The sequence below is a fragment of the Acinetobacter sp. ABJ_C1_1 genome, assembly GCF_044684115.1.
Lineage (GTDB): Bacteria > Pseudomonadota > Gammaproteobacteria > Pseudomonadales > Moraxellaceae > Acinetobacter > Acinetobacter nosocomialis_A.
Genome location: NZ_JBITPU010000019.1, coordinates 28,694 through 51,931, shown reverse-complemented (window position 1 = coordinate 51,931; position 23,238 = coordinate 28,694). Strand labels below are relative to the sequence as shown.

21 protein-coding genes and 4 tRNA genes are annotated in these 23,238 nt (G+C 41.1%); 11 read left to right on the top strand and 14 right to left on the bottom strand.

Annotated features, from left to right (window positions below; genetic code table 11):
- Positions 1 to 50: 50 nt before the first annotated feature.
- From ACG59Z_RS17040 to tcuB, 7 genes are all read left to right on the top strand, one after another.
- Complete coding sequence (locus ACG59Z_RS17040) at positions 51 to 659, top strand: LysE family translocator (RefSeq protein ID WP_400200532.1); 609 nt, start codon at positions 51 to 53, stop codon at positions 657 to 659.
- Positions 660 to 863: 204 nt separating this feature from the next.
- Complete coding sequence (locus ACG59Z_RS17035; protein ID WP_400200530.1) at positions 864 to 1,793, top strand: LysR family transcriptional regulator; 930 nt, start codon at positions 864 to 866, stop codon at positions 1,791 to 1,793.
- 278 nt (positions 1,794 to 2,071) lie between these two features.
- Positions 2,072 to 3,382, top strand: a complete 1,311-nt coding sequence (locus tag ACG59Z_RS17030; RefSeq protein ID WP_400200528.1) for an MFS transporter — start codon at positions 2,072 to 2,074, stop codon at positions 3,380 to 3,382.
- Between the two features lie 86 nt (positions 3,383 to 3,468).
- Positions 3,469 to 4,263, top strand: a complete 795-nt coding sequence (locus tag ACG59Z_RS17025; RefSeq protein ID WP_400200527.1) for a substrate-binding domain-containing protein — start codon at positions 3,469 to 3,471, stop codon at positions 4,261 to 4,263.
- A gap of 131 nt (positions 4,264 to 4,394) precedes the next feature.
- On the top strand, positions 4,395 to 5,324 hold the full coding sequence (locus ACG59Z_RS17020; protein ID WP_400200526.1) for a LysR family transcriptional regulator: 930 nt from the start codon (positions 4,395 to 4,397) through the stop codon (positions 5,322 to 5,324).
- Between the two features lie 103 nt (positions 5,325 to 5,427).
- On the top strand, positions 5,428 to 6,834 hold the full coding sequence (gene tcuA / locus ACG59Z_RS17015) for an FAD-dependent tricarballylate dehydrogenase TcuA (protein ID WP_039254690.1): 1,407 nt from the start codon (positions 5,428 to 5,430) through the stop codon (positions 6,832 to 6,834).
- On the top strand, positions 6,824 to 7,957 hold the full coding sequence (gene tcuB, locus ACG59Z_RS17010; RefSeq protein WP_400200522.1) for a tricarballylate utilization 4Fe-4S protein TcuB: 1,134 nt from the start codon (positions 6,824 to 6,826) through the stop codon (positions 7,955 to 7,957). The genes tcuA and tcuB overlap by 11 nt, the downstream gene beginning before the upstream one ends.
- A gap of 75 nt (positions 7,958 to 8,032) precedes the next feature.
- On the opposite strand, the gene ACG59Z_RS17005 is transcribed toward tcuB, so the two are convergent.
- Positions 8,033 to 8,566 carry an HPP family protein gene (locus ACG59Z_RS17005; RefSeq protein WP_400200520.1) on the bottom strand — a complete coding sequence of 178 codons (534 nt, stop codon included), beginning with the start codon at positions 8,564 to 8,566 and terminating at the stop codon, positions 8,033 to 8,035.
- Between the two features lie 97 nt (positions 8,567 to 8,663).
- Here ACG59Z_RS17005 and ACG59Z_RS17000 point away from each other — a divergent pair, with 97 nt between their 5' ends.
- The gene (locus ACG59Z_RS17000; RefSeq protein ID WP_014208449.1) at positions 8,664 to 9,212 is read left to right on the top strand and encodes a TetR/AcrR family transcriptional regulator; all 549 of its coding nucleotides are present in this window, start codon (positions 8,664 to 8,666) and stop codon (positions 9,210 to 9,212) included.
- A gap of 14 nt (positions 9,213 to 9,226) precedes the next feature.
- The gene (locus ACG59Z_RS16995; protein ID WP_400200517.1) at positions 9,227 to 9,886 is read left to right on the top strand and encodes a VOC family protein; all 660 of its coding nucleotides are present in this window, start codon (positions 9,227 to 9,229) and stop codon (positions 9,884 to 9,886) included.
- An 85-nt stretch (positions 9,887 to 9,971) separates the two neighbouring features.
- Here ACG59Z_RS16995 and ACG59Z_RS16990 read toward each other — a convergent pair whose 3' ends face one another.
- From ACG59Z_RS16990 to ACG59Z_RS16980, 3 genes are all read right to left on the bottom strand, one after another.
- Positions 9,972 to 11,201, bottom strand: a complete 1,230-nt coding sequence (locus ACG59Z_RS16990; protein WP_400200515.1) for a CaiB/BaiF CoA transferase family protein — start codon at positions 11,199 to 11,201, stop codon at positions 9,972 to 9,974.
- Between the two features lie 51 nt (positions 11,202 to 11,252).
- On the bottom strand, positions 11,253 to 12,575 hold the full coding sequence (locus ACG59Z_RS16985) for an MFS transporter (protein ID WP_400200513.1): 1,323 nt from the start codon (positions 12,573 to 12,575) through the stop codon (positions 11,253 to 11,255).
- Positions 12,576 to 12,801: 226 nt separating this feature from the next.
- Positions 12,802 to 14,022: an acyl-CoA dehydrogenase gene (locus tag ACG59Z_RS16980; protein ID WP_400200511.1), complete on the bottom strand. Its 1,221-nt coding sequence runs from the start codon at positions 14,020 to 14,022 to the stop codon at positions 12,802 to 12,804.
- A gap of 246 nt (positions 14,023 to 14,268) precedes the next feature.
- On the opposite strand from ACG59Z_RS16980, the gene ACG59Z_RS16975 reads away from it, so the two are divergent.
- Positions 14,269 to 15,216, top strand: coding sequence for a LysR substrate-binding domain-containing protein (locus ACG59Z_RS16975; protein WP_400200510.1), 948 nt, complete (start codon positions 14,269 to 14,271; stop codon positions 15,214 to 15,216).
- Positions 15,217 to 15,306: 90 nt separating this feature from the next.
- Here ACG59Z_RS16975 and ACG59Z_RS16970 read toward each other — a convergent pair whose 3' ends face one another.
- Positions 15,307 to 16,482, bottom strand: coding sequence for a zinc-binding dehydrogenase (locus tag ACG59Z_RS16970; RefSeq protein WP_400200508.1), 1,176 nt, complete (start codon positions 16,480 to 16,482; stop codon positions 15,307 to 15,309).
- Between the two features lie 403 nt (positions 16,483 to 16,885).
- On the opposite strand from ACG59Z_RS16970, the gene add reads away from it, so the two are divergent.
- Positions 16,886 to 17,881, top strand: a complete 996-nt coding sequence (gene add / locus ACG59Z_RS16965; protein WP_400200506.1) for an adenosine deaminase — start codon at positions 16,886 to 16,888, stop codon at positions 17,879 to 17,881.
- A gap of 276 nt (positions 17,882 to 18,157) precedes the next feature.
- Here add and ACG59Z_RS16960 read toward each other — a convergent pair.
- The 9 genes from ACG59Z_RS16960 to ACG59Z_RS16920 form a co-directional block, all read right to left on the bottom strand.
- Positions 18,158 to 18,234 (bottom strand) — tRNA-Pro (locus tag ACG59Z_RS16960).
- Positions 18,235 to 18,238: 4 nt separating this feature from the next.
- Positions 18,239 to 18,314: transfer RNA gene (locus ACG59Z_RS16955), tRNA-His, on the bottom strand.
- A gap of 33 nt (positions 18,315 to 18,347) precedes the next feature.
- Positions 18,348 to 18,424: transfer RNA gene (locus ACG59Z_RS16950), tRNA-Arg, on the bottom strand.
- A 56-nt stretch (positions 18,425 to 18,480) separates the two neighbouring features.
- A tRNA-Pro gene (locus tag ACG59Z_RS16945) sits at positions 18,481 to 18,557 on the bottom strand.
- Between the two features lie 142 nt (positions 18,558 to 18,699).
- The gene (nadA, locus tag ACG59Z_RS16940) at positions 18,700 to 19,764 is read right to left on the bottom strand and encodes a quinolinate synthase NadA (protein ID WP_024433993.1); all 1,065 of its coding nucleotides are present in this window, start codon (positions 19,762 to 19,764) and stop codon (positions 18,700 to 18,702) included.
- A gap of 145 nt (positions 19,765 to 19,909) precedes the next feature.
- Complete coding sequence (argJ, locus tag ACG59Z_RS16935) at positions 19,910 to 21,130, bottom strand: bifunctional glutamate N-acetyltransferase/amino-acid acetyltransferase ArgJ (RefSeq protein ID WP_400200504.1); 1,221 nt, start codon at positions 21,128 to 21,130, stop codon at positions 19,910 to 19,912.
- 136 nt (positions 21,131 to 21,266) lie between these two features.
- Complete coding sequence (locus ACG59Z_RS16930; RefSeq protein ID WP_400200502.1) at positions 21,267 to 21,746, bottom strand: methylated-DNA--[protein]-cysteine S-methyltransferase; 480 nt, start codon at positions 21,744 to 21,746, stop codon at positions 21,267 to 21,269.
- Between the two features lie 11 nt (positions 21,747 to 21,757).
- On the bottom strand, positions 21,758 to 22,078 hold the full coding sequence (locus ACG59Z_RS16925; RefSeq protein ID WP_002050323.1) for a multidrug efflux SMR transporter: 321 nt from the start codon (positions 22,076 to 22,078) through the stop codon (positions 21,758 to 21,760).
- A gap of 150 nt (positions 22,079 to 22,228) precedes the next feature.
- Positions 22,229 to 23,224 carry a cation transporter gene (locus ACG59Z_RS16920; protein ID WP_400200499.1) on the bottom strand — a complete coding sequence of 332 codons (996 nt, stop codon included), beginning with the start codon at positions 23,222 to 23,224 and terminating at the stop codon, positions 22,229 to 22,231.
- Between the last annotated feature and the right edge of the window lie 14 nt (positions 23,225 to 23,238).

Below are 23,238 nucleotides of genomic sequence, written 5' to 3'. Positions count from 1 at the left end.
TTCCAAAAAGTACAGAACAACTCCCTCTTGTTCAGTGAGGGTACAAGATAATGGCAGAGTTTATTGCGGTTATTCTCATTACGATTTTGGCAGTAGTAAGCCCCGGCGCTGACTTCGCGATTGTCACCAAAAATAGTTATCTGTACGGCAGAAAAATAGGTGTATTCACTTCACTCGGGATATCGCTTGGTGTGTTGGTGCATGTCACCTATACACTTGTAGCCGTTGCCTTTGTGATGACATATACGCCGCAAATTTTGACTATTGTTAAGTATATTGGTGCGCTTTACCTGATCTATATTGGCTATAAAACCTTTACTCAAAAACCTGTTTTAGACACCGCTGCCTTAACGTCTATAGGTACTTTGCAAGCAATAAAGTACGGCTTTTTTACCAACGCCTTGAACCCTAAAACCACGCTATTTGTGATTAGTACCTATACGCAAATTGTGAGTTTAACTACACCTAAATCGATTCTTTTGACTTATGGCTTTTTTATGTCTTTTGCCCATTTTGTATGGTTTTCACTGGTGGCTGTGCTGTTTTCATCAATGCTGTTGAGACAGAAAATGTTAGCCAAGCAAGTGCAAATTAATAAAGTGATTGGTTCAATTTTATGTGTTTTAGGGGTGATTCTACTTTTTACTAAATTTCAGTAAGAAACTCATTTTATGGAAGAATAAGTCGCTTATGCTTATATAGGGTTTGTACTTTTAAAAAGGCTTTTTATAAGACTTTCCCAAGAGAGCTATTTAATTTTTAAGGAACTTTTATATTTTTTGCTGTTAATATTAAAACGCATGATAGATTTTCCAATCCTTCATATTTCTATAAATCAAGGATGATGAGCGAATACATTTATTATGGAAATCAAACAAATAAAATATTTTTTGACGGTGGTTGAAGCAGGCAGTATTGGTAAAGCTGCCCAAAAACTCGATGTTGGTGCTTCGGCCATTAGTCAGCAAATTAGTAAGCTAGAACAAGAGTTAAGCATTCGCTTATTACAGCGTAATGCCTTTGGTGTCACGCCTACACCTGCTGGCCTTGCCTTTTTAAAGCACTCTCAGCTTATTTTACGTCAAGTGAACTTTGCCATAGATGCTGCGCATTCAGCACGGCTTTCAGGTCATGTCAGCCTTGGTTTTCCACCGACCATTACCGCTTTAATCGGTATCCCTTTAATGAAACTAATGTCTGAACGCTATCCAGACATTCGTCTAGAAATTGTGGAAACCCTGTCAGGTAACCTCATTCAGTACATTAACTCGCGTCAGCTTGATATCGCGATTATTTTTACCAATGAAATTGATAAGCAGTGGTCTATCCAGCCGTTGGTGCGTGAACAAATGTATTTAATGGCGCGAAAAGAAGTGCTCGAAAAATACGGTCTTGCCGACTGCATTAAAAGCGGCATTATTCAGTCGCAACAAATTGGCGATATTCCATTAGTGTTGCCACGTCAGCGTCATAGCTTACGAAAGCTGCTTGAACACAAGATTGGACAGCTTAATGTCGTCTATGAAATTGATGGCTTACATTTACTCATGGACAGCCTAATTCACCTCGACCTTGCCAGTGTTCGTCCCGGAAGTGCCTGCCTGCAAGAATACAAACATCAGCTGCAATTGCTTAAGGTGATTGACCCAGAAGTGGAACGAATTAACTACTTAGTGAGCCTTGCAGAAGAAGAATTATCACCCGCTGCACTTGCTGCCAAGTCAGCCATTAAGGCATGTGTGAAAGAGTTGATTCAAAACCAAATTTGGCCATGTTCTGAAATTATTGTTTAAAGGGTCATTAATTTTTCTAAATACCTAATTAATTTTCGCCTCTCACTCCTCCCTGCTTTTTAAGATTACATTTTTATACGAATGATAAGTGGTTTTCTGTTTATCGAAATATAGATGTGTAGTTTTAACTGGAAACAAGGCATCACATTTTCTACCAAGGACACCTTTAAATCTCATCTCTAACCCATTTCCTATTTAGGTTTATTGATTGAATCAATTTACGTCCAAACTTTGAAGATCGTGAATGTTTCCATTTTGTCAGGCCAAGGAGGTCTCCAATGGATGTCGTTAATAACCGTAGGGCTACTTTTAAAAAAATATTAAATGTAACGAGTGGCAACTTTTTAGAACAGTACGATTTTTTTCTTTTTGGTTTCTATGCCACTTATATCGCAGCAAAATTTTTCCACTCTGAAAATGAATATGTCTCGTTAATGATGACATTTACCGTATTTGCTGCGGGCTTTCTTATGCGTCCTCTCGGCGCTATTTTCTTGGGTGCTTATGTCGATAGAATTGGTCGTCGTAAGGGTTTGATTGTGACTTTAAGCCTCATGGCTATTGGTACGATCTTAATTACCTTTGTACCGGGTTATGACACCATTGGTATTATGGCCCCAATTTTGGTGGTCATTGGACGCCTATTACAGGGCTTCTCGGCAGGTGTTGAATCTGGCGGTGTGTCGATTTACCTCGCAGAAATTGCAACCGATAAAAACCGTGGTTTTATCACAAGCTGGCAGTCTGGTAGCCAACAAATTGCGGTGGTGTTTGCTGCGTTATTTGGTTATTGGCTCAACACCGTCTTAACTCATGCGCAAGTGAGTGAATGGGGCTGGCGTATTCCGTTCTTAATTGGTTGTTTAATCATTCCTTTAATCTTCTTATTCCGCCGTACTTTAGAGGAAACTGAAGCATTTAAAGCGCAAAAAACTCACCCTTCAACCAAAGAAATTTTCAGCACGCTTGCGAGCAACTGGCGCATCGTACTTGCAGGTATGATGATGAGTGCCATGACCACAACCACGTTCTATTTCATTACGGTTTACACCACAGTATATGCAAAACGTACTTTAGAAATGTCGGTCACAGATAGCCTGTTAGCAACCGTGTTTGTGGGTTTATCGAATTTCTTCTGGTTACCAATGGGTGGCTTGCTTTCCGACAAAATTGGTCGCCGTCCAGTCTTAGTGGGTATTACAACTCTTGCGATCTTTACCAGTTATCCAGTTTTAAGCTGGTTGGTGAGCGACATTAGTTTTACAAACTTACTGATCACGCTTGCTTACTTCTCGTTCTTCTTTGGTATGTACAACGGGACTATGGTGGCAACACTTGCCGAAGTAATGCCGAAACGTGTTCGTACCGTTGGTTTCTCTTTAGCGTTTAGTCTTGCAGCCGCTATTTTTGGTGGTATGACGCCAATGGCATGTACTTACCTTGTCGAAAACACAGGCAATGCAAGCACACCAGCGTACTGGCTGATGCTCGCTGCGGTATGTAGTCTCATCTCAAGTTTATATCTATGTCGCGGTTCTAAGCAGAACAAATCTGACGCGATTGCTGAACCTGCGAAGGTTAGCGCTTAAAACAACTCCTTAACCTGAAATTTTAATGAACAGTACGGCGCATGTTGCAGCCGTACTGTGCTCTCCTGTCATTAAAGCGAGATACTATGAAAAAGTCCCCTATCTTCATGACCATTTGCCTAGCTGGTGCAGGCTTAGGCTCAACCCTTGCTAACGCAGATACCCTCGAAGTGATTAGCTCAGGCGGTTTCTATTCATCTATGGAAAAACTCATTCCAATATTTGAAAAGCAAACTGGTCACACGGTTCACCTTTCATCTGGTTCATCAATGGGTGCATCGCCAACGGCAATTCCAAACCGACTCGATCGTGGGGAACATTTTGATGTGGTGGTGTTGGCTGCTCCTGAACTGAACAAGCTTGCAGAAAAAGGTTATGTTGACCCAAATTCACAAAGTGCTTTAGTCAATTCAAGCATTGGCATGGCTGTACCTAAAGGCGCACCAAAACCAGACATTAGCTCTGCGGCAAAATTTGAAAAAGTTTTATTAAATGCCAAGCACATTGGTTATTCAGCAAGTGCAAGCGGCACGCATCTTGAAAAAGATGTTTTCCCAAGCTTCCCACCTGTCGAGTACAAAGTGATTTCTGGTAAAGCAGAAAAAGTGGTCGGTGACCGCGTTGCAAAACGTATTGCTGAAGGTCAGTTTGATATTGGTTTCCAGCAAATTAGTGAAATCAAACCGTTTACCGGCCAATATGGTCAAGTTGATTTAGTCGGTCCAATTCCTGCGCCTTACCAAAAAGTCACTGTATTTGCAGCGGGCATTGGTAAAAACTCGCAACATGAAAAAGTCGCAAAAGAACTCATCAAATTTGTGAAATCGCCTCAAGCGACACAAATTATTGAAGAACAGGGTCTTGAGCAGGTTAAACAATAAAAGCTCTAAAAGGCAGCATTTTGAGAGGGTGTTGCCTTTACTCTTTAGGCGGTTTACGTAGCGTAATAGAACAAAATGTATAGCAATAAACCAGTGTAGAATAATGGACAAAGGACAATGTAGTATTTGCCGTGGAACTCAAACAATTAAAGTATTTTATTGCGGTAATCGAGTCTGGAAGCTTGGGTAAAGCTGCAAAAAATCTCGATATTGGAACTTCTGCATTAAGTCAGCAAATCTCAAAATTAGAAAGTGAGCTTTCTATTCGCCTTTTACAACGTACCGCTTTGGGTACGGTTCCCACCCCTGCGGGTTTAGCTTTTTTTCAACAAGTGCAACTGGCGCTTAGACACCTAGACCATGCTGTAGATTCTGCACACTCTTCACGTTTAAGTGGTCACGTCACTGTCGGTTTTTCACCAAGTGTCGCGTCGGTTATAGGCACGCACTTTTTAAAACTCATGAGAAACCGTTATCCCGACATTAAAGTCCGTTTAATTGAAGGGTTATCGGGTGACCTCAAGGCATTAGTTAATGCAAGGCAGCTCGATGTCGCCATCATTTTTAGTGATGATGTCGACCCACAGTGGGCCATACAGCCTTTAGTCAAAGAACAGATGTTTTTAATCTCGCCTAAAGAAGTGCTGAGTCAGTACCATCTTGAAAGCTGTATCGACACTCAAACCATTACTCATTCACAGCTTAAAGAACTTCCGCTGATTTTACCGAGTCAACGACATGGACTGCGCTTGTTGCTTGAACAGAAAATTCATCAGCTTAAAGTGGCCTATGAAATTGATGGGTTGCATTTGTTAATGGAAAGCATTAGCCAGCTCGAAATGGCAACCATTCAACCTGCGGGTGCATCGTTAAACTCACGGCAAGACCTATGTTTACTGCGCGTTGTAGAACCTGCTATTGAACGCATTAACTATTTAATTAGTCTGTCTGAAGAGGAACTCTCGCCTGCTACTCTAGCCACCAAAGTAGTGATTCGTGCTTGTGTGACCAACCTAATTAATGAAAAGCATTGGCCTGGTGCGAAACTCATAAACACTTAAGCGCTTAGTGTTTATTTTTACTAAACACCCATTCAAGCTTAGCCTCTCACTTCACCTCCCCTTTTAAAGCTACATTAGCCCTAGCTGAGAAAGGGAGAAATCCATGCATGATGTGATTGTAATTGGTGGTGGGAATGCCGCACTGTGTGCCGCGCTCACGGCAAAAGAAAGTGGCGCGTCTGTGCTTGTCATAGAAGCAGCACCTAAAGAATGGCGTGGTGGTAACTCACAACACACTCGTAACCTTCGCTGCATGCATGATGCTCCTCAAGATGTATTGGTCGATGCCTACCCCGAAGAAGAATATTGGCAAGACCTACTTAAAGTGACTGCGGGCAAAACCAATGAACATTTAGCTCGTCTGGTCATTCGTAGCACGGCAACCTGTCGTGACTGGATGCGTAAACATGGTGTGAATTTTCAGCCGCCACTATCGGGGGCTTTGCATGTTGCACGTACCAATGCCTTTTTCATGGGTGGCGGTAAAGCCCTCATTAATGCGTATTACCGTAGCGCCCAAGAGCTTGGCATTGAGATTTTATACAACACAAAAATTAAAGATCTAAAGTTAAATCAAGGACATTTTGAAGCTGCAATTGCTGAAGATGGCCGTGTATTTAAAGCAAAAAGCTGTGTATTGGCCGCAGGTGGTTTTGAGTCAAATCTAGAATGGTTAAGAGAAGCATGGGGACAAAATGAAAACGGTGAATGGCCTGCCGATAATTTCATTATTCGCGGAACCCGCTTTAATCAAGGCAACTTACTCAAATTTATGATAGATCAAGGCGCCGATATTATTGGTGACCCATCACAATCGCATTGCGTCGCTGTAGATGCAAGAGCACCGTTATACGACGGCGGCATCTGCACTCGTATTGACTGCGTTTCACTAGGGATTGTGGTCAATAACAAAGCCGAACGTTTTTATGATGAAGGCGAAGACTTCTGGCCAAAACGTTATGCGATTTGGGGCCGTCTTGTAGCTAAACAACCTCAGCAAATCGCCTATTCGATTATCGACTCAAAAGCCATTGGCCGCTTTATGCCCCCTGTATTTGCGGGTGTGAAAGCAAATAGCATTCAAGAACTGGCCGAAAAAATCGGGCTAGATGCAAAAACCTTATGCCATACCGTAGAAGAATTTAACCAAGCCTGCGTACAAGGCACCTTTAACCATACCGTTTTAGATGACTGCACCACCCAAAATATTGTTCCCAACAAGACCCATTGGGCCGTTCCTCTCGATCGTCCACCGTTCTATGCCTATGCGCTTAAACCCGGCATTACCTTTACGTATTTAGGCTTAAAAGTCGAAGACGATGCTGCGGTACGTTTTAACAATAAGCCAAGCCGCAACCTGTTTGTCGCAGGTGAAATGATGGCAGGTAACGTACTTGGTCAGGGTTATACCGCAGGCGTTGGTATGTCGATTGGCACAACCTTTGGACGCATTGCCGGAAAAAATGCAGCCCACTATGCACTTTCACAAGGAGTTGAACATGAATGCTAGTACTAAAGCCCTAATTCCAGTTGTTCAGCTCTCTGACCATGAGCAGGAAGTTCAAAGAGCGCTACAGATTTGTAATGCTTGTCGTTACTGTGAGTCTTTTTGTGCTGTATTTGCGGCCATGACCAAGCGCCTTGAGTTTAATCAAGCCGATATTCATTACCTCGCAAACCTGTGCCATAACTGTGGTGCATGTTTACACGCTTGCCAATATGCCCCGCCGCATGAGTTTGGTGTAAACATTCCAAAAGCAATGGCGCAAGTACGTTTGGAAACTTACCAAGAGTTTGCGACACCTCAGCCTTTAGGCCGACTTTATAAGTCTGTCGGGATTCCATTTGTTTCGGCGTTATCAGTTATTTTCTTCTTATGCATGTTAGCTGTGGTGTGGTACAAAGGCACCGACCTATTTGCAGGCTATCAAGGTAATTTCTATGCGATTTTCCCGCATAACTTTTTAGCGCTACTGTTTGGAGCGACCTTTACAGTTGCGATTGTTTTGCTCGGTATTGGAATTAGTAAATTTTGGCGACAGACGTCTAAAGTTATTCACGGCAAAGTTGAAAAACCAGATCTAGTTCAAGCTACCCAAAATGTATTAACACTTAAATATTTAGATGGTGGACATGGCAAAGGCTGTAATGAACAAGATGACCGTTACACACAAATCCGCCGCGTGTTCCATCACCTTACTTTTTATGGTTTTATGCTTTGCTTTGCAGCCACAGGCGTAGCGACTTTATATCACTATTTTCTTAATCTGCATGCGCCTTACCCTATCTTCAGCTTGCCTGTTATTTTGGGTACGTTGGGTGGGTTTGGCTTAGTGATTGGACCATCTGGCTTGCTCTATTTAAATCTTAAACGCCACCCATTACATGGTGACCGTGAGCAAAAACCTGTAGATCGAGGCTTTATTTTCCTTTTAATTTTAGTCAGTGCTTCAGGCTTAGCCCTCATGGCATTTCGTAATTCTTCATACATGGCACTTTTACTAATTTTCCATTTAGCCACGGTTATGACCTTCTTCATTACCATGCCATTTGGAAAATTCGCACATGGTTTTTACCGCAGTGCTTCTTTACTCAAATTTGCCATCGAAGAACGTATTTCGAAGAAGTCATAAGTTCTCTCAAAAGTATTCACTATGCAGGTAGTGAATACTTTTATTATTTTAAGCTCAAAAGACTTCATAGCTTGCCTACTTTTTACTATTTAAAATTCCCAAGCCATACATCGGCCACTTGATACTCGCTTTAATATTATTGATTAGCATCGCTACCAAAACTAAAGATACTGCACCGACCAAAACAGGGAAAATTAAGAAACTCCACTCGTAATGTATGGTGTTTGCGGTAAGCAAAATAACTAAAGGATTGGCCCCAGCAGGTGGATGGACACACTTAAAAATCTGCATGAGCGCAATTGCGCAGCCCACTGAAAAAGCAATTGTAAAAATAGAAACACCGACAAATTTTAGAAAAAACAAACCCACAAAAGCCGAAATAAGATGTCCAAATATAATATTTCTCGGCTGCGCCAAAGGTGATTGCGACACAGTATAGAGCAATACACAGGTCGCACCAAACGGCGCCATGATAAAGATATTGTGTGTGAGCTTACTCAACCACAAAAGTATAAAAATACTGGCCGTCCCCCCAATAAGGCTTCTTAAAACATCAACTTTAGTGGGCGATGGAGCCAGTTTTTCTTTGCCATAAAAGATCGAGAACATGGTTTTATTCCTTAAACAGACATTGCTTTTTAAAAAGCATATAGATAAAATTTCAAATAGTACAGATCTGTACTATTTTATTTTTTGGAAAAGACACATGTCAAAATCTGCCTTAAAAATATTAGATACAGCCGAGAAACTATTTAATGAAAATAGTTTTGTCGGGGTTGGCGTTGACCTGATTCGCGATGAATCTGGCTGCTCTAAAACTACGATGTACACGTACTATAAAAATAAAAATCAACTGGTTAAGTCTGTGCTCGTTGCACGTGATGAAAGGTTTAAGCAAAGCCTTTTGGGTTATGTTGGAGATGCAACAGGGTTAGAGGCCATCAATAAAATTCTGGATTGGCACACCAATTGGTTTAGACAAGATTTTTTTAAAGGCTGTTTATTTGTAAGAGCAGTCGCTGAATCCAACCAAGATGATCAAGACATTATTTCTATTTCTAAAGCCCATAAACAATGGATTAAAGTGTTGATTGCGGAAAACTGCAATATACCGAATGGTGAAGCTTTATCTGAGCTGATCTATACGGTGATTGAAGGATTAATTAGCCGCTTTTTAGTCGATGGTTTCGATGAAACACTTGCGATAAACATGAAAAATTCTATTAATCAATTATTTAATATTCATCAACATTAGTATGAGAACTTAAAATGGAAGTGGACCATATTTTTATTTGTGTACAATCAGGCGCTCCAGAAGCTGAAACTTTAAAAAAATTCGGTCTAACAGAAGGTTCATCCAACAAGCACCCGGGTCAAGGTACCGAAAACAGACGCTTTTTCTTTAAAAATAGCTTTATCGAATTAATCTTTTTAAATAACCCCGAAGAAGCCTCAAGTGATCTCACAAAACCGACTCTGCTTTTTGAACGACTAAGTACTCAAAATAATATCGCGTCCCCTTTTGGTATTTGTTTTCGCCCTAAAAATAAAGATGATAATGGTGCAAAATTTCCTAATTGGGTGTACAAGCCAAGCTATTTACCAGCCAGCTTAGAAGTAAATGTTGCCAAAGATTCTGTGGTATCTGAACCGATGTGGTTCTTCCTTTCATTTGCTTCACGACCAGACCTTGCCGCAAAAGAAAAACAACAGCCACTTGTGCATAGCAAAGATTTATCAGAAATCACCGCGATTAAAGTTTCTATTCCAAACCTAGAGCAGCACCCTACTTCGTTACTGTTCAATACAGTTGATAATTTTGAAGTGACTGATGGATCGGAGCATTTAATGGAAATCAGTTTTGATCATGAGCCTCAAGGAATGATTCATGATTTCAGACCAGAGCTGCCGCTTATTTTTAAATATTAAGAGTCTTATTTTTTAATAAAAAAACTGTGATTTATTGCAAATCACAGTTTTATTTAAATTGAATCACATTAAAAGCGACAATAGCTTAAGCAATTTTCCCATCAATAATGCCTTTCTCTTTTAATGCAGCAAGTTCTTCTGCTGTTTTAAATCTCGATAAGATTTGAGCGGTATGTTCACCGAGCTCTGGCGGTGCATGATGATATTCAACTGGAGTATCAGACAACTTGATGGGTGAGCCAATCGTTTGGAAGTTTTCATTTAAACGATGAGGAATATTCACCACCAAATTACGATGTACGATTTGTGGTTCAGCCAAAGCATCTTCAATAGAGTTGATAACACCTACGGGAACTTTAAGCGCATGAATCATGTCGACCCATTCTTTGGCAGTTTTCTCTAAAAAGTGCTCGGACAGTAAAGGAATCAGTTCATCTCGATATTTTACGCGGTCCTGATTACGGACAAATTTTTCATTTTCGAGTAACTCTGGATAACCAATCGCAACACACAAATCTTTAAACTGTTTGTCGTTACCGCAAGCAATAATAAACTCTTTATCTTTAGCCTTAAAAGTTTGATAAGGCACAATGCTTGGGTGTTGATTACCCATGCGCTGTGGGGCCTTACCTGAAGCTAAATAGTTCATTCCCTGATTTGCCAGTGCCGCGACCTGTACATCAAGGAGTGACATATCAATATATTGACCACGTCCCGTTTGCGAGCGTGCAATCAATGCGGCTTGAATGGCAATGGTTGAATACAAACCAGTTTGAATATCTACAACAGCCACGCCAACCTTTTGTGCACCACCGCCGGCAACATCATCAGGCTCGCCAGTAATGCTCATCAGACCTGACATACCCTGAATAATAAAATCATAACCAGGTTCTTCTGCACGTGGCCCATCTTGCCCAAATCCAGTAATCGAGCAATACACAATGTTCGGGTTCAGCCCACTTAAGGAAGCATAGTCCAAACCATATTTAGCCAAAGACCCTGTCTTATAATTTTCAATTACCACGTCGGCAGTCTTGGCAATTTCATAAATTAAAGCCTGACCTTCGGGTGTGGTTATGTCTACTGCAACCGAATATTTATTGCGATTAGTACACTGAAAATAACCAGATTCACGGGTCATGTTTCCATCTTGATCGGGCATCCATGGTGGCCCCCACATGCGGGTGTCATCACCGACTCGAGGACGTTCAATTTTAATGACTTCCGCGCCAAGGTCTGCCAAGATCTGTCCGCACCAAGGCCCTGCAAGCACACGACTTAAATCTAAAACCCGAATTCCTTGTAATGCACCCATAACGATACCCTTATCTTTTAGAAGGCACTCAACGCACCTTCTTATCATTGTTTATGATTGTTTTTGCGGATCGTACTGACGATCTTTAATAAATAAGCCCGGCAATACACCCGCAACAAAATACGCAGCGCCCATCACAATAAAGGCCATGGTAAAAGTTCCACCCGATGCCAAGAAACCAATGGTGGCTGGTGCAATCGCTGCCCCGACACGACCAATGTTATAAGCACCGCCAATGGCTGTTCCGCGTACATCGGTTGAAAAACTTTCAGCCATATAAGTCGCGTTCACACCGTATGGAATGCCATATAAGAAGCCAAAAGTGATTAATAAATACAAAATGTTGTCAGGGGTATTGAAGAAAATAATGATTGGTAAAAACACGGCGCTGGCAATTGTGCCAAACACAAATACAGCACGGCGGTTAAATTTGTCAGCAAGATAACCCGCTAAAATTTTGCCTAAAATCATTGCGGTATATGAACCCACCATATAACTGGTTAAGTTTTTAAAGTTCATATGCACTTCTGTTTCTAAATAACTTGGCATCCAGTTGTTAATGCCGTAATAACCAAACTGTAAGAAGAATGCTGTGGTCATCCACAACAGAAACATCTTACGGTGCTTAAAGTTATTAAAGATTTGCTTATAAATACTGCCACTTTTCGGCTTTTCAGCCACGACCATTTCTTTTGGTTGACTCTTGCCTTGTAAGCTTTCAATTTTGGTGAGCTGCCAAGATTTTGGCTCTGGCACAAATCGTTGTAGGAAAATATTAACAAAAGCAGGTACTACAGTCAGGAAAAATAAAACACGCCAACCATGATCTGGAATAATCGCGCCAGCTAATAGCGTCGCAGCAATATAACCTACGGTTTGTCCCGTCTGTAATGTGCCCAAGACCGTTGTACGGTAAGTGGTAGGTACATATTCAGCCATTAAGGTATTACAAGCCATATAAAGTGCTCCAATACCCAAAGCACCAATAAAACGTAAGGCCATAAATTGCTCGAAGCTTTGCGTAAAGCCCAATAAGCAAGTCGCCACCGAAAAGAAAGTAACCGAGTTAGCAATGGTTCTTACACGGCCAAACTTGTCACATGCCCAACCACCCAAAATACCGCCAATACCCATACCAGCCAAAGAAGCACTGCCTAATGCCCCCGCTTGAAAGGTACTTAAACCAAACTCTGCCTTTAAACTGGTCAAGCTATAAGACAGCAGCATAATATCAACGCCATCGACCACCATCGCAAAATAGGCAAATAACAACGCCCATTTCCATGTATTTGGTCCAATTCTTTCGTATGTTCCAAGGTTACTTGGAAATGTAGTTCTTAACTCTTTCGATATTACTTGAACGTCATTGTTCATCTTTAGTTCCTCATTTTCCCAAATGAGTCATCGATAGCCTACTTATGTTTTCTGTATAACTTAATCTTCTATATTTTCAGCATCTTACATTTGGTTTTAAGTACACAGAGGCACATCTTCACATGAGTATCCTTACGATGAATCTTGTCATTATCCATAAATTTTTGCGTAAAAAATCCCTAAAGGTGCTCTCGAAAGAACACCTCTATCTTTAAAAATGGATGAGTTAGTTACTAAATGCGGCAATGCCTGTTTGTGCGCGACCTAAAATCAAGGCATGAACGTCATGTGTACCCTCGTAGGTATTCACAACTTCAAGATTGACCAAATGACGTGCCACACCAAACTCGTCACTAATGCCATTTCCACCCATCATGTCACGTGCCATACGGGCAATATCAAGCGCCTTTCCACAGTTGTTACGCTTAATGAGAGATGTACCTTCAACTGACGCAATGCCTTCATCTTTCATACGACCAAAACGTAAAGCCACTTGCAAACCCAAAGCAATTTCAGTTTGCATATCTGCGAGTTTCTTTTGAATCAACTGATTTGCAGCCAACGGACGACCAAATTGTTTGCGGTCCATAGTGTATTGATGTGCAGTATGCCAGCAGAACTCAGCAGCCCCCATTGCGCCCCATGCAATGCCATAACGAGCGCTATTTAAACAGGTAAATGGGCCTTTCAAACCTCGAATTTCAGGGAATGCATTCTCTTCAGGTACAAAAACGTTATCCATCACGATTTCACCTGTAATCGAGGCACGTAAACCCACCTTGCCATGAATTGCAGGTGCAGATAGACCTTCCCAGCCCTTTTCTAAAATGAAGCCTCGAATATCACCCACATTACCCTCAGCAGAAACCTCTTTTGCCCAGACGACAAATACATCAGCAATTGGGCTGTTGGTAATCCACATTTTTGCGCCACTTAAACGATAACCCCTGTCAACTTTTTTAGCACGGGTAATCATACTGCCCGGATCTGAACCATGATCAGGTTCGGTCAAACCAAAACAACCAATATATTCACCCGTAGCTAGTTTAGGTAAATACTTTTGCTTTTGCTCTTCGGTACCAAATTCATGAATCGGAACCATCACCAATGAGCTTTGCACACTCGCCATAGAGCGGTAACCCGAATCGACATATTCAATTTCACGCGCAACCAAACCATAACTCACATAGTTCAAACCTGCGCCGCCATATTGCTCAGGAATGGTTGGCCCCAGTAAGCCGAGCTCTCCCATTTCACGAAAAATAGATGGATCTGTTGTTTCATGACGAAATTGTTCAAGTACACGGGGTTGCAGGCGTTCTTGGCAATAGGCATGAGCAGCATCACGAATCATGCGCTCATCTTCGGTAAGCTGTTGCTCAATTAAAAATGGGTCTTGCCAGTTAAATTGAACTTTTGCTTTTTTTGTTGTCACCATGTGATTCATCGCATCCTCTGCTTGATTTGATCTTCTTTATTTAAATCGATGTTATGCGTGAAAAATGCAGTAATCAAACGATAAATGTTCATGCAGATATGCGACTTACGCATATTTAAAATAAGAAGGTTTAAATTTTGATATTTAATTCGTTGTATTTCATTAGAAATAGCTTATTTTTATACTAAACTCTGATATCTGCATTTAGGTCATATGCCATTTTGAAATATGACGACAAATAAAAGGATTTTATTTATGCGAAGAAGCATCCCGTCTATTCAGGGCCTGATTTGCTTTGAAAGTGCAGCAAAACATCTAAGTTATACCTATGCTGCGCAAGAGTTATGTATTACTCAAAGTGCAGTTTCTCGCCAAATTCAACAATTAGAAGATTTCCTAGGCGTTGAACTCTTTATACGTACTCGGCATGGCGTTGAACTGACCATTGCAGGACAACAATATTTTAAAAGCATTAAACCCTACTTGTTAGGGCTAGAGAAATGTACGGCCGATGTGATTTCTCATAAAGGTTTAGGTGGAACATTAAAGTTAGGTGTGGTTCCTACCTTTGCAACGCGCTGGCTGTTACCCAAACTTCATCTTTTAAATCAAAAACACCCTGAAATTACGGTTCACTTAGAGACTAGTACCAAGCCTTTTTTATTTAATGACAATATTTTTGACGCTGCTATTTTTGCAGGTACGCAGCAGCAAATTGATCACTGGCCCGGCATACAAGCACATTATTTAATGGATGAAGAAATTGTACCCGTGTGCTCGCCGAGACTCATCGAAAAGTATTTTCCAGATGCAGTCATGATCAATGAAAATACCTATGATTTAAGCTCTGAAGATTTACTGAAAATCCCCCTACTTCAACAAACCACTCGGCCTAGCATTTGGCAAGAATGGTTTCTAGCCCATCAGATGCAACACCAGAAGCCTTTTGATGGACAACGCCATGAGTTATTTTCAATGCTTGCGGTTGCTGCCAGTCATGACATGGGAATGGCCCTAATTCCGCAAATGTTGATTGAATCTGAACTACAAAAAAAGGAACTGGTGATTGTTTCCAATAAAAAATTAAAAGGCAGCCGAAAGTACTACCTCATCCATTCGAGCCAAGACATCTCACCGACTATTCAAAAATTTGTTGAGTGGATTTACCAAGAACTAGAACAACTAAAGACTAATACGAATTAGCTCAGCAGCTTTCATTTACGCTCAATACTCATAAAAGGTTGTGATTAATCAAATCACAACCTTTTTAGTTAAGCGTAAATGACTTTGAAATTAATGACTCATTAATTGAATATCTGAACCGCTACGTTTAGGGTCAATCAAGATTTTGGCATGCTGTTCAGGATCACGTAACGCTTCAAATGCATTAGTTACACCTTCTAGGCCAACAACACCCGTAATCAGTGGTGAACAGTTCACTTTCCCTTCTGCAATCATGTGTAGCGCATCTCTAAACTCAAGCGGTGTATAGCCCAACACAAACTGAATTTCTAACTCTTTATTAATCGCAAGTGCTGGTTCGATTTTGTCACTTTGCATGCAGACACCCACCCCAACAATTCGGGAAAACAAAGGTGCACCTTCAATAATTTGCTGCAAAACACCCGGTACGCCTACACACTCAAAAATAACAGGACGTTTTGGTAGAGCGCCTAATTTGTCAATCATGCGCCATCCATGCCACCACGGTAAGCGAGTTGCTTGTAACTTATCAAACAGTCCCATGCCCATGTTAATTGCATCAGAAACATTGCCAAGCAGACCAAACTCTTTCCAGTTGGCAAATGGCGATGTCTCTTTAGGGTCTACCACAATATCCGCACCACATTGCTCGGCAAGCTTACGGCGGTTTGGTGAAAAGTCGCTGGCAACTACAGTTTTAACCCCAGCTGCTTTAAGCATTAATATGACACCTAGCCCGACAGGACCACAGCCAATCACAATTGCAGGTTCACCAGTTTTCACACGGCTACGGCGAACAGCATGCAATGCAACCGCCATAGGTTCAGTCATGGCAGCACTATCTGCATCTAGACCATTCGGTACTTCAAACATCAAACTTGATTGAGCTAGTACTTGCTCGGCATAACCACCCGAAGCATTTGGGGAAAGTCCTGTAGACAAGTAACCATGCTGATCTACATTTAAAAGCGGCATTGCACAAACAAGTGTATCTGCTTTAAATTTATGACGTGTTTTTGGGCCGTAGTCTAAAACCTTGCCACAAAATTCATGTCCTAGTACAAACGGGTCTGTGGACTTCGCTAAACCATTAAACCCGACACGTGCAGCCAAATCATGCATGTGGTCGCAGTGGTGCTGCATATGTAAATCTGAACCGCAGATTCCACATCGCACCACTTCCAATAAAACCTGCCCTTTTGCAGGCGTTAAGTTCGGTTGGTCCACGACTTGCAATGTTGCTTGATAACAAAGTACCGACTTCATTTGAGCGCTTCCTATTTCTTCTTTTTCATTTACTTGCCAGAAATAGATTTCTACAGATAAATTAATCGCTTTATCAGTTTGGTCTTTAGCAAGCCTTTATTCATCTTTACAAGTAAAAGGCAAAATACCAATGACCATTCTTCAGCCAATCTATTGTTGAAGAGTCAACAAAAAAACAGGCTCAGCGAAATTAAAAACAATAAAAATCTTGGTGCTCGTATCTTACACAGACTGCGTTATCTTCTTAGGCCAGAACAATGTCATCAAAATTAAAACTAATACAAATATAGTAAGTTCAAAAAACTCAATTCAACGCTTTTCACAAAAACATAGCAAATCCAAACTTTTATCAGCGTATCTAAACAGGCATGATGAATTAATAGCAACAGATAAGAAGAAGTCTATGATTACAAAAACGCTCCCGCTTACAGATATACACCGCCACCTTGATGGCAACATCCGCATTCAAACCATTTTAGAGTTGGGGCAACAATACAATTTAGATTTGCCTGCTTACGACATTGAAACGTTACGCCCACACGTACAAGTGATGGATAACCAACCAGACTTATTAAGTTTTTTATCCAAACTCGATTGGGGCGTAAAAGTATTAGCGAGCCTAGATGCCTGCAAACGTATTGCTTTTGAAAACATGCAAGATGCAGCACAACAAGGTCTGGACTATGTAGAACTACGTTTTTCACCAGGTTATATGGGCATGACACATCAACTCCCTCTTGAAGGCGTTGTTGAAGCAGTTATTGCGGGTGTAAAAGAAGGCAGTCAGGCGTACAGCGTAAAAGCAAATTTAATTGGCATTATGAGCCGTACTTTTGGCCAAGAAGCCTGCGAAAAAGAATTAAATGCCCTGCTTGCCCATAAAAATAATATTAAAGCATTAGATCTCGCAGGTGACGAACTTGGTTTTCCGGGCAATTTATTTATTGATCACTTTAAAAAAGCACGCGATGCAGGTTGGCACATTACTGTGCATGCAGGCGAAGCTGCTGGTCCAGAAAGTATTTGGCAAGCTATTGAAGAATTAGGTGCTGAACGAATTGGGCATGGTGTTAAAGCAGTTCAAGATTTAAAACTTTTAGATTATTTAGCAAAACACCAGATTGGTATTGAATCTTGCCTGACTTCGAACATTCAAACCAACACAGTGCCTTCTTTAGTAGAACACCCATTAAAGACTTTTTTAGAACATGGTGTGCTTGCCACGATTAATACGGATGACCCAGCGGTAGAAGGTATTGAGATACAACATGAATATTTAACTGCTGCCCCATTAGCTGGTTTAAGCCCTGAGCAAATTTATACAGCTCAAGAAAATGGCCTAAAAATCGCATTTTTATCAGATCAAGAAAAAGATGAGTTAAGACAGAAATATCAATAACAGAGAACAGAGAACAGAGAACAGAGAACAGAGAACAGAGAACAGAGAACAGAGAACAGAGAACAGAGAACAGAGAACAGAGAACAGAGAACAGAGAACAGAGAACAGAGAACAGAGAACAGAGAACAGAGCTTATATAAATAAGTTCAAATATTGGAGTGTGTATGAATTAAAATTTAAATATATAAAAACAAAAAAATTCCTTCTATCGATAAGATTAGAAGAAATTCTTTTCAATATTTGGGATATTTTATAAAGCTTGAACGCTTTTAAATATGGTCGGAGCAGTAGGATTCGAACCTACGACCCCCTGGTCCCAAACCAGGTGCACTACCAGGCTGTGCTATGCTCCGAAATTGGGGTGAATGACGGGATTCGAACCCGCGACAACTGGAATCACAATCCAGGGCTCTACCAACTGAGCTACATCCACCATCAAATAAGTTCTACGTACCAAGCTACCAAATGGCGCGCCTGACAGGATTCGAACCTGTGACCATCCGCTTAGAAGGCGGATGCTCTATCCAACTGAGCTACAGGCGCTTAACCGATGATGCTTATCATGCGATACTTCGCCGATCTTAAAATATTATTTTAAGTGGTCGGAGCAGTAGGATTCGAACCTACGACCCCCTGGTCCCAAACCAGGTGCACTACCAGGCTGTGCTATGCTCCGATCTATCTCAGCTTTTGCTGTATCGCACATCGTGCGGTACGGTGTGCATTCTAGGCGCGACGCCCTCAGACGTCAACACCTATTCTCAAAAAAAGTTAAAAATCCTTATCAAATGTATATTTAACAAGCATTTTGAGGTTTTTTAACGTTTTAACGATGCACTAAAGGCTAACATTCGATCTAAAGGCATTTTGGCACGTTCAGCTAGCGCTGGATCAACGTGTATTTCCTGATCACCTTTTTGTAAAACTTCTAAAATTCCGTCGAGTTCATTCATTGCCATCCACGGACAATGAGCACATGAACGACAAGTTGCCCCCTCACCCGCTGTTGGCGCTTCAACTAAAATCTTATTTGGTACCGCTTGCTGCATTTTGTAGAAAATACCGCGGTCAGTTGCCACAATGAGTCGTTCATTTGGCAAAGTCTGCGCAGCTTTAATGAGTTGAGAAGTACTACCTACCGCATCGGCAATTTCTACAACCGACTCTGGTGACTCTGGATGTACCAATACAGCCGCATCTGGATACAGTGCTTTCATGTTGGCAATGCCACGTGCACGGAATTCTTCATGCACAATACATGCACCATCCCAAAGCAACATGTCAGCACCAGTTTTCTTTTGAATATAGCGACCTAAGTGCTGATCTGGTGCCCAAATAATTTTTTCGCCCAAGCTATCTAGATGCTCAACAATTTCAACAGCACAGCTTGAAGTCACTACCCAATCTGCACGTGCTTTAACAGCAGCAGATGTATTGGCATAAACCACTACGGTATGGTCAGGGTGCTGATCACAAAATGCCGTGAACTCATCAACTGGACAACCCAAGTCGAGTGAGCAGGTTGCTTCAAGTGTTGGCATTAAAATTGTTTTTTCAGGAGACAGAATTTTAGCTGTTTCTCCCATAAACTTTACACCAGCCACAACCAGTGTAGAGGCTGCATGGTCTCGTCCAAAACGGGCCATTTCTAAAGAGTCAGAAACGCATCCACCTGTTTTTTCAGCAAGTTCTTGTACATCCGGATCGCAATAGTAGTGAGCAACAAGGACAGCATCACGTTTTTTGAGCTCTGCTTCGATCTGTGCAAACTTTTGTTGTTTTGCTTCTTCACTTAGGCGGTTGTCTTTTGGCTCACCTAAACGGTCTAAATGCGCTTGTACAATGTTTTTTGCATCGTTGGCAATTAAAGTCGCATCACTCATAAAACGTCTTCTCTATCCTTCATGCTGGCATACCTGCTCGCATATAACGTTACTGCTTAAATGATTTACGGATTGAATCATTTAATATCAAAAGTTGGGGCTAATAAAAAAGCCTCTTTGTCGAGGCTTGATTATAACTGAATATTTACGAACGGTAATCTGCATTAATCTTGACGTAGTCGTAAGATAAGTCACAGGTGTAGACTGTGTCCTTGGCTTGACCACGACCTAAATCAACGCGAATGGTAATTTCGGTTTGTGCCATAACGCGCGCACCAGCTTCTTCGGTATAGTCCTCTGCCGCACCACCATCTTTGCAGATTTGTACGTCGTCTAACCATACCTGAATTTTAGATACGTCTAGGTCTTTCACTCCAGCATAGCCAATTGCCGCTAAAATACGTCCCCAGTTCGGGTCAGATGCAAAGAGTGCAGTTTTAACGAGTGGAGAATGCGCAATGCTATACGCAATGTCACAACACTCTTGAATGTTACCGCCGCCCTCTACAGCAACAGTAATAAACTTCGTTGCACCTTCGCCATCACGAATAATTAACTGCGCTAAACGGTTCATGACACGAGCAAGCACTTCTAATACTTTCGCGTAGCGTGCATCGCTGTCTGATGTAATTTCAGCACCACCAGCCTGACCAGTTGCCACAAAAATACAAGAGTCATTTGTTGAAGTATCACCATCAATGGTAATACGGTTAAATGAATGCTCAACCGTGGTCTTTAATAGCTTTTGTACCAAATCGCGGCTAATAGGCGCATCTGTAGCCACAAAGCTCAGCATGGTTGCCATGTTAGGACGGATCATTCCAGCGCCTTTACTAATACCTGTCATGGTATAAGTAATGCCATCAAGTTCAAATTTTTCAGATGCACCTTTAGGCACTGTATCTGTCGTCATAATACCAGTTGCAGCATCATTCCAAGCAGCATCTTGTACGCTATTTAATGCAGGCTGAAGTCCAGCAAGTAAACGCTCCATTGGAAGCTGCTCACCAATCACACCCGTAGAAAACGGAAGTACTTCAAAACTGTTCACACCAGCAAGCTCAGCTAACTTCGCGCAAGTGTCTTGGGCATTTTTTAAGCCTGTAGGCCCAGTACCCGCATTGGCATTACCTGTATTAATCACTAAATAACGAGGATTACCTTGAGCAAGATGAGCTTTAGATACATGAACAGGTGCTGCACAGAACGCATTTTGGGTAAATACACCCGCAACATTTGAACCTTCTGCAAACTCAAAAATGACTAAATCTCGTCGGTTTTGGTAACGTACATATGCTTCTGTTGAGCCAATTTTTACACCTTTTACCACATGCATTTGTGGCATTGTTACGTCGCCGACAGCCATTTTTAGAACATCCAGAGTTTGTTATGAAAAGATTAATATTTCAGAAAATAGCGATGCAAGAAAAGCCGCTTTACATGAAATATCAGTGTTGACAGCTTATTAGAAAAGCCTGAAAAAATCGAGCGCTAAAAATAGCTTATTTTTGCTCTAATTTTAATAAAATATCTTTCTTATCAAGACCACCAGCAAAACCGACCAAGGCACCCCCTGCCCCAATGACTCGGTGACAAGGTGCAATAATTGAAATCGGGTTTTTACCATTGGCAGCACCTACTGCACGCACGGCTTTTTCATTGCCAATTTGAACAGCAATCTCTTTATAACTTCTTGTTTCACCATAAGGAATGCTGATTAATGCCGCCCATACCTGTTTTTGAAATGCTGTACCTTCAAAATCTAATGGCAATGTAAATTCACGGCGCTTGCCTTCAAAATATTCTTTTAATTGTTGTTCAGTTTTTAATAAAACTGGATGCTCAGTTTGTTCGACCAGCTCTGCCAGTCGAACACGTTTTGGATTTTCATTGTCCCAAAGTACTGCCACCAAAGCATTTTCATTCGCAACTAGCTTTAATTGCCCAACAGGCGAATTGATATACTTATAAGACAGCAACATACTTTATCCTTTTAAGATGGAGACGAAATTTTCATTAGAACCAGTCCTGATACAATCAGTACAGCGGCAATCATTCTCATCGCACCAATAGGTTCATTAAGAAAAAATATACCCACTAAGAATGATCCAATTGCACCAATGCCTGTCCAAACCGTATAAGCAGTACCAAGGGGTAAAGTTTTCATTGATATTGAAAGCAGAACCACACTCAAAATCATAAAAACTACAGTAATAACACTAGGGGTTAAACGTGTAAAACCCTCAGACATTTTCATAGAATATGCCCAAATGATTTCAAATACACCTGCTAAAATTAAAATAGCCCAAGCCATAACATTCACTAATTTTTATAGTGTCAGGTCGTCCCGACATGATTACCCATTATGGGGGAGGTCGTTCCTCCTGTATGTGAAGACTCAGTTTACTTTAAAATAAAAAATGAAGGCAAACCCGAACTCAAATCTACCTTTAATCTATAAATCTTATTCATTTTTGAGTTGTAAAATTTTCCGTGCACCATTTAAAACAAACAAAACAATAATTAATCCAATAATTAAATCAGGATAACGAGAGCCTGTCATTGCAACTAATATTCCCGCAATTATGACACCTAAATTTACGATGACATCATTTGCAGAGAATATATAACTCGCCTTCATATGTGCCCCACTCTCCTTATGATCTCTCATTAAATAAAGACAACTAACATTGGCCGCAAGCGCTAAACCACCAATTAAAATCATGAGAATTGAAACAGGTTCACTGCCGTATATAAAACGACGTAGTACATCAACTAACACAATCATGGCTAAGCCAAACTGAAACCATCCGGAAATATGTGCAGCCTTTAATTGAGCATTGAGGTTTTTACCCACCACAAATAAAGCAATGCCATAAATTGCCGCATCGGCAAACATATCGAGCGAGTCAGCAATTAACCCTGTTGATGACGCAATAATGCCCGCCATAAATTCGATAAAAAACATCACAGCATTAATGAGTAACAACCACTGTAAAACCTGTTTTTGTGCTGCATGGTTTGAAGAGCTAGCACGTACCTTTTTAGGTTTTTCAACAGGTTCATAGTGTGGCTGGGTTTGTTGCAACTCTGCCCCTAAACCTAGGCGTTGCAGGCTTCGGGTAATTTTTTCAGCGTCCGTACTGTGATACACCGCTAAATGCCGAGCAGGCAAATCAAAATCAAGTTCCTGAATATGTTCAGCATAAGGTGTTAAAGCCATTCGCACCATTTGCTCTTCTGCTGCACAATCCATGTGAGGAATATGGTAATAACTCACCCATTGGATTTTATTCGCCATAGGTTCACTCGGCATAGAATAGTCCTGAGTTACTACGCTTGAGCACCCACAGCTTGAACAGCTTTTATTTACATTTATTTGATTCTCTTGTTTTTCTAAAGCCATCTTTGCACCATAACTGACACAAAAAACAATGCCATCAGTATAAACCAATGGCATGTCATTAAGCTTAC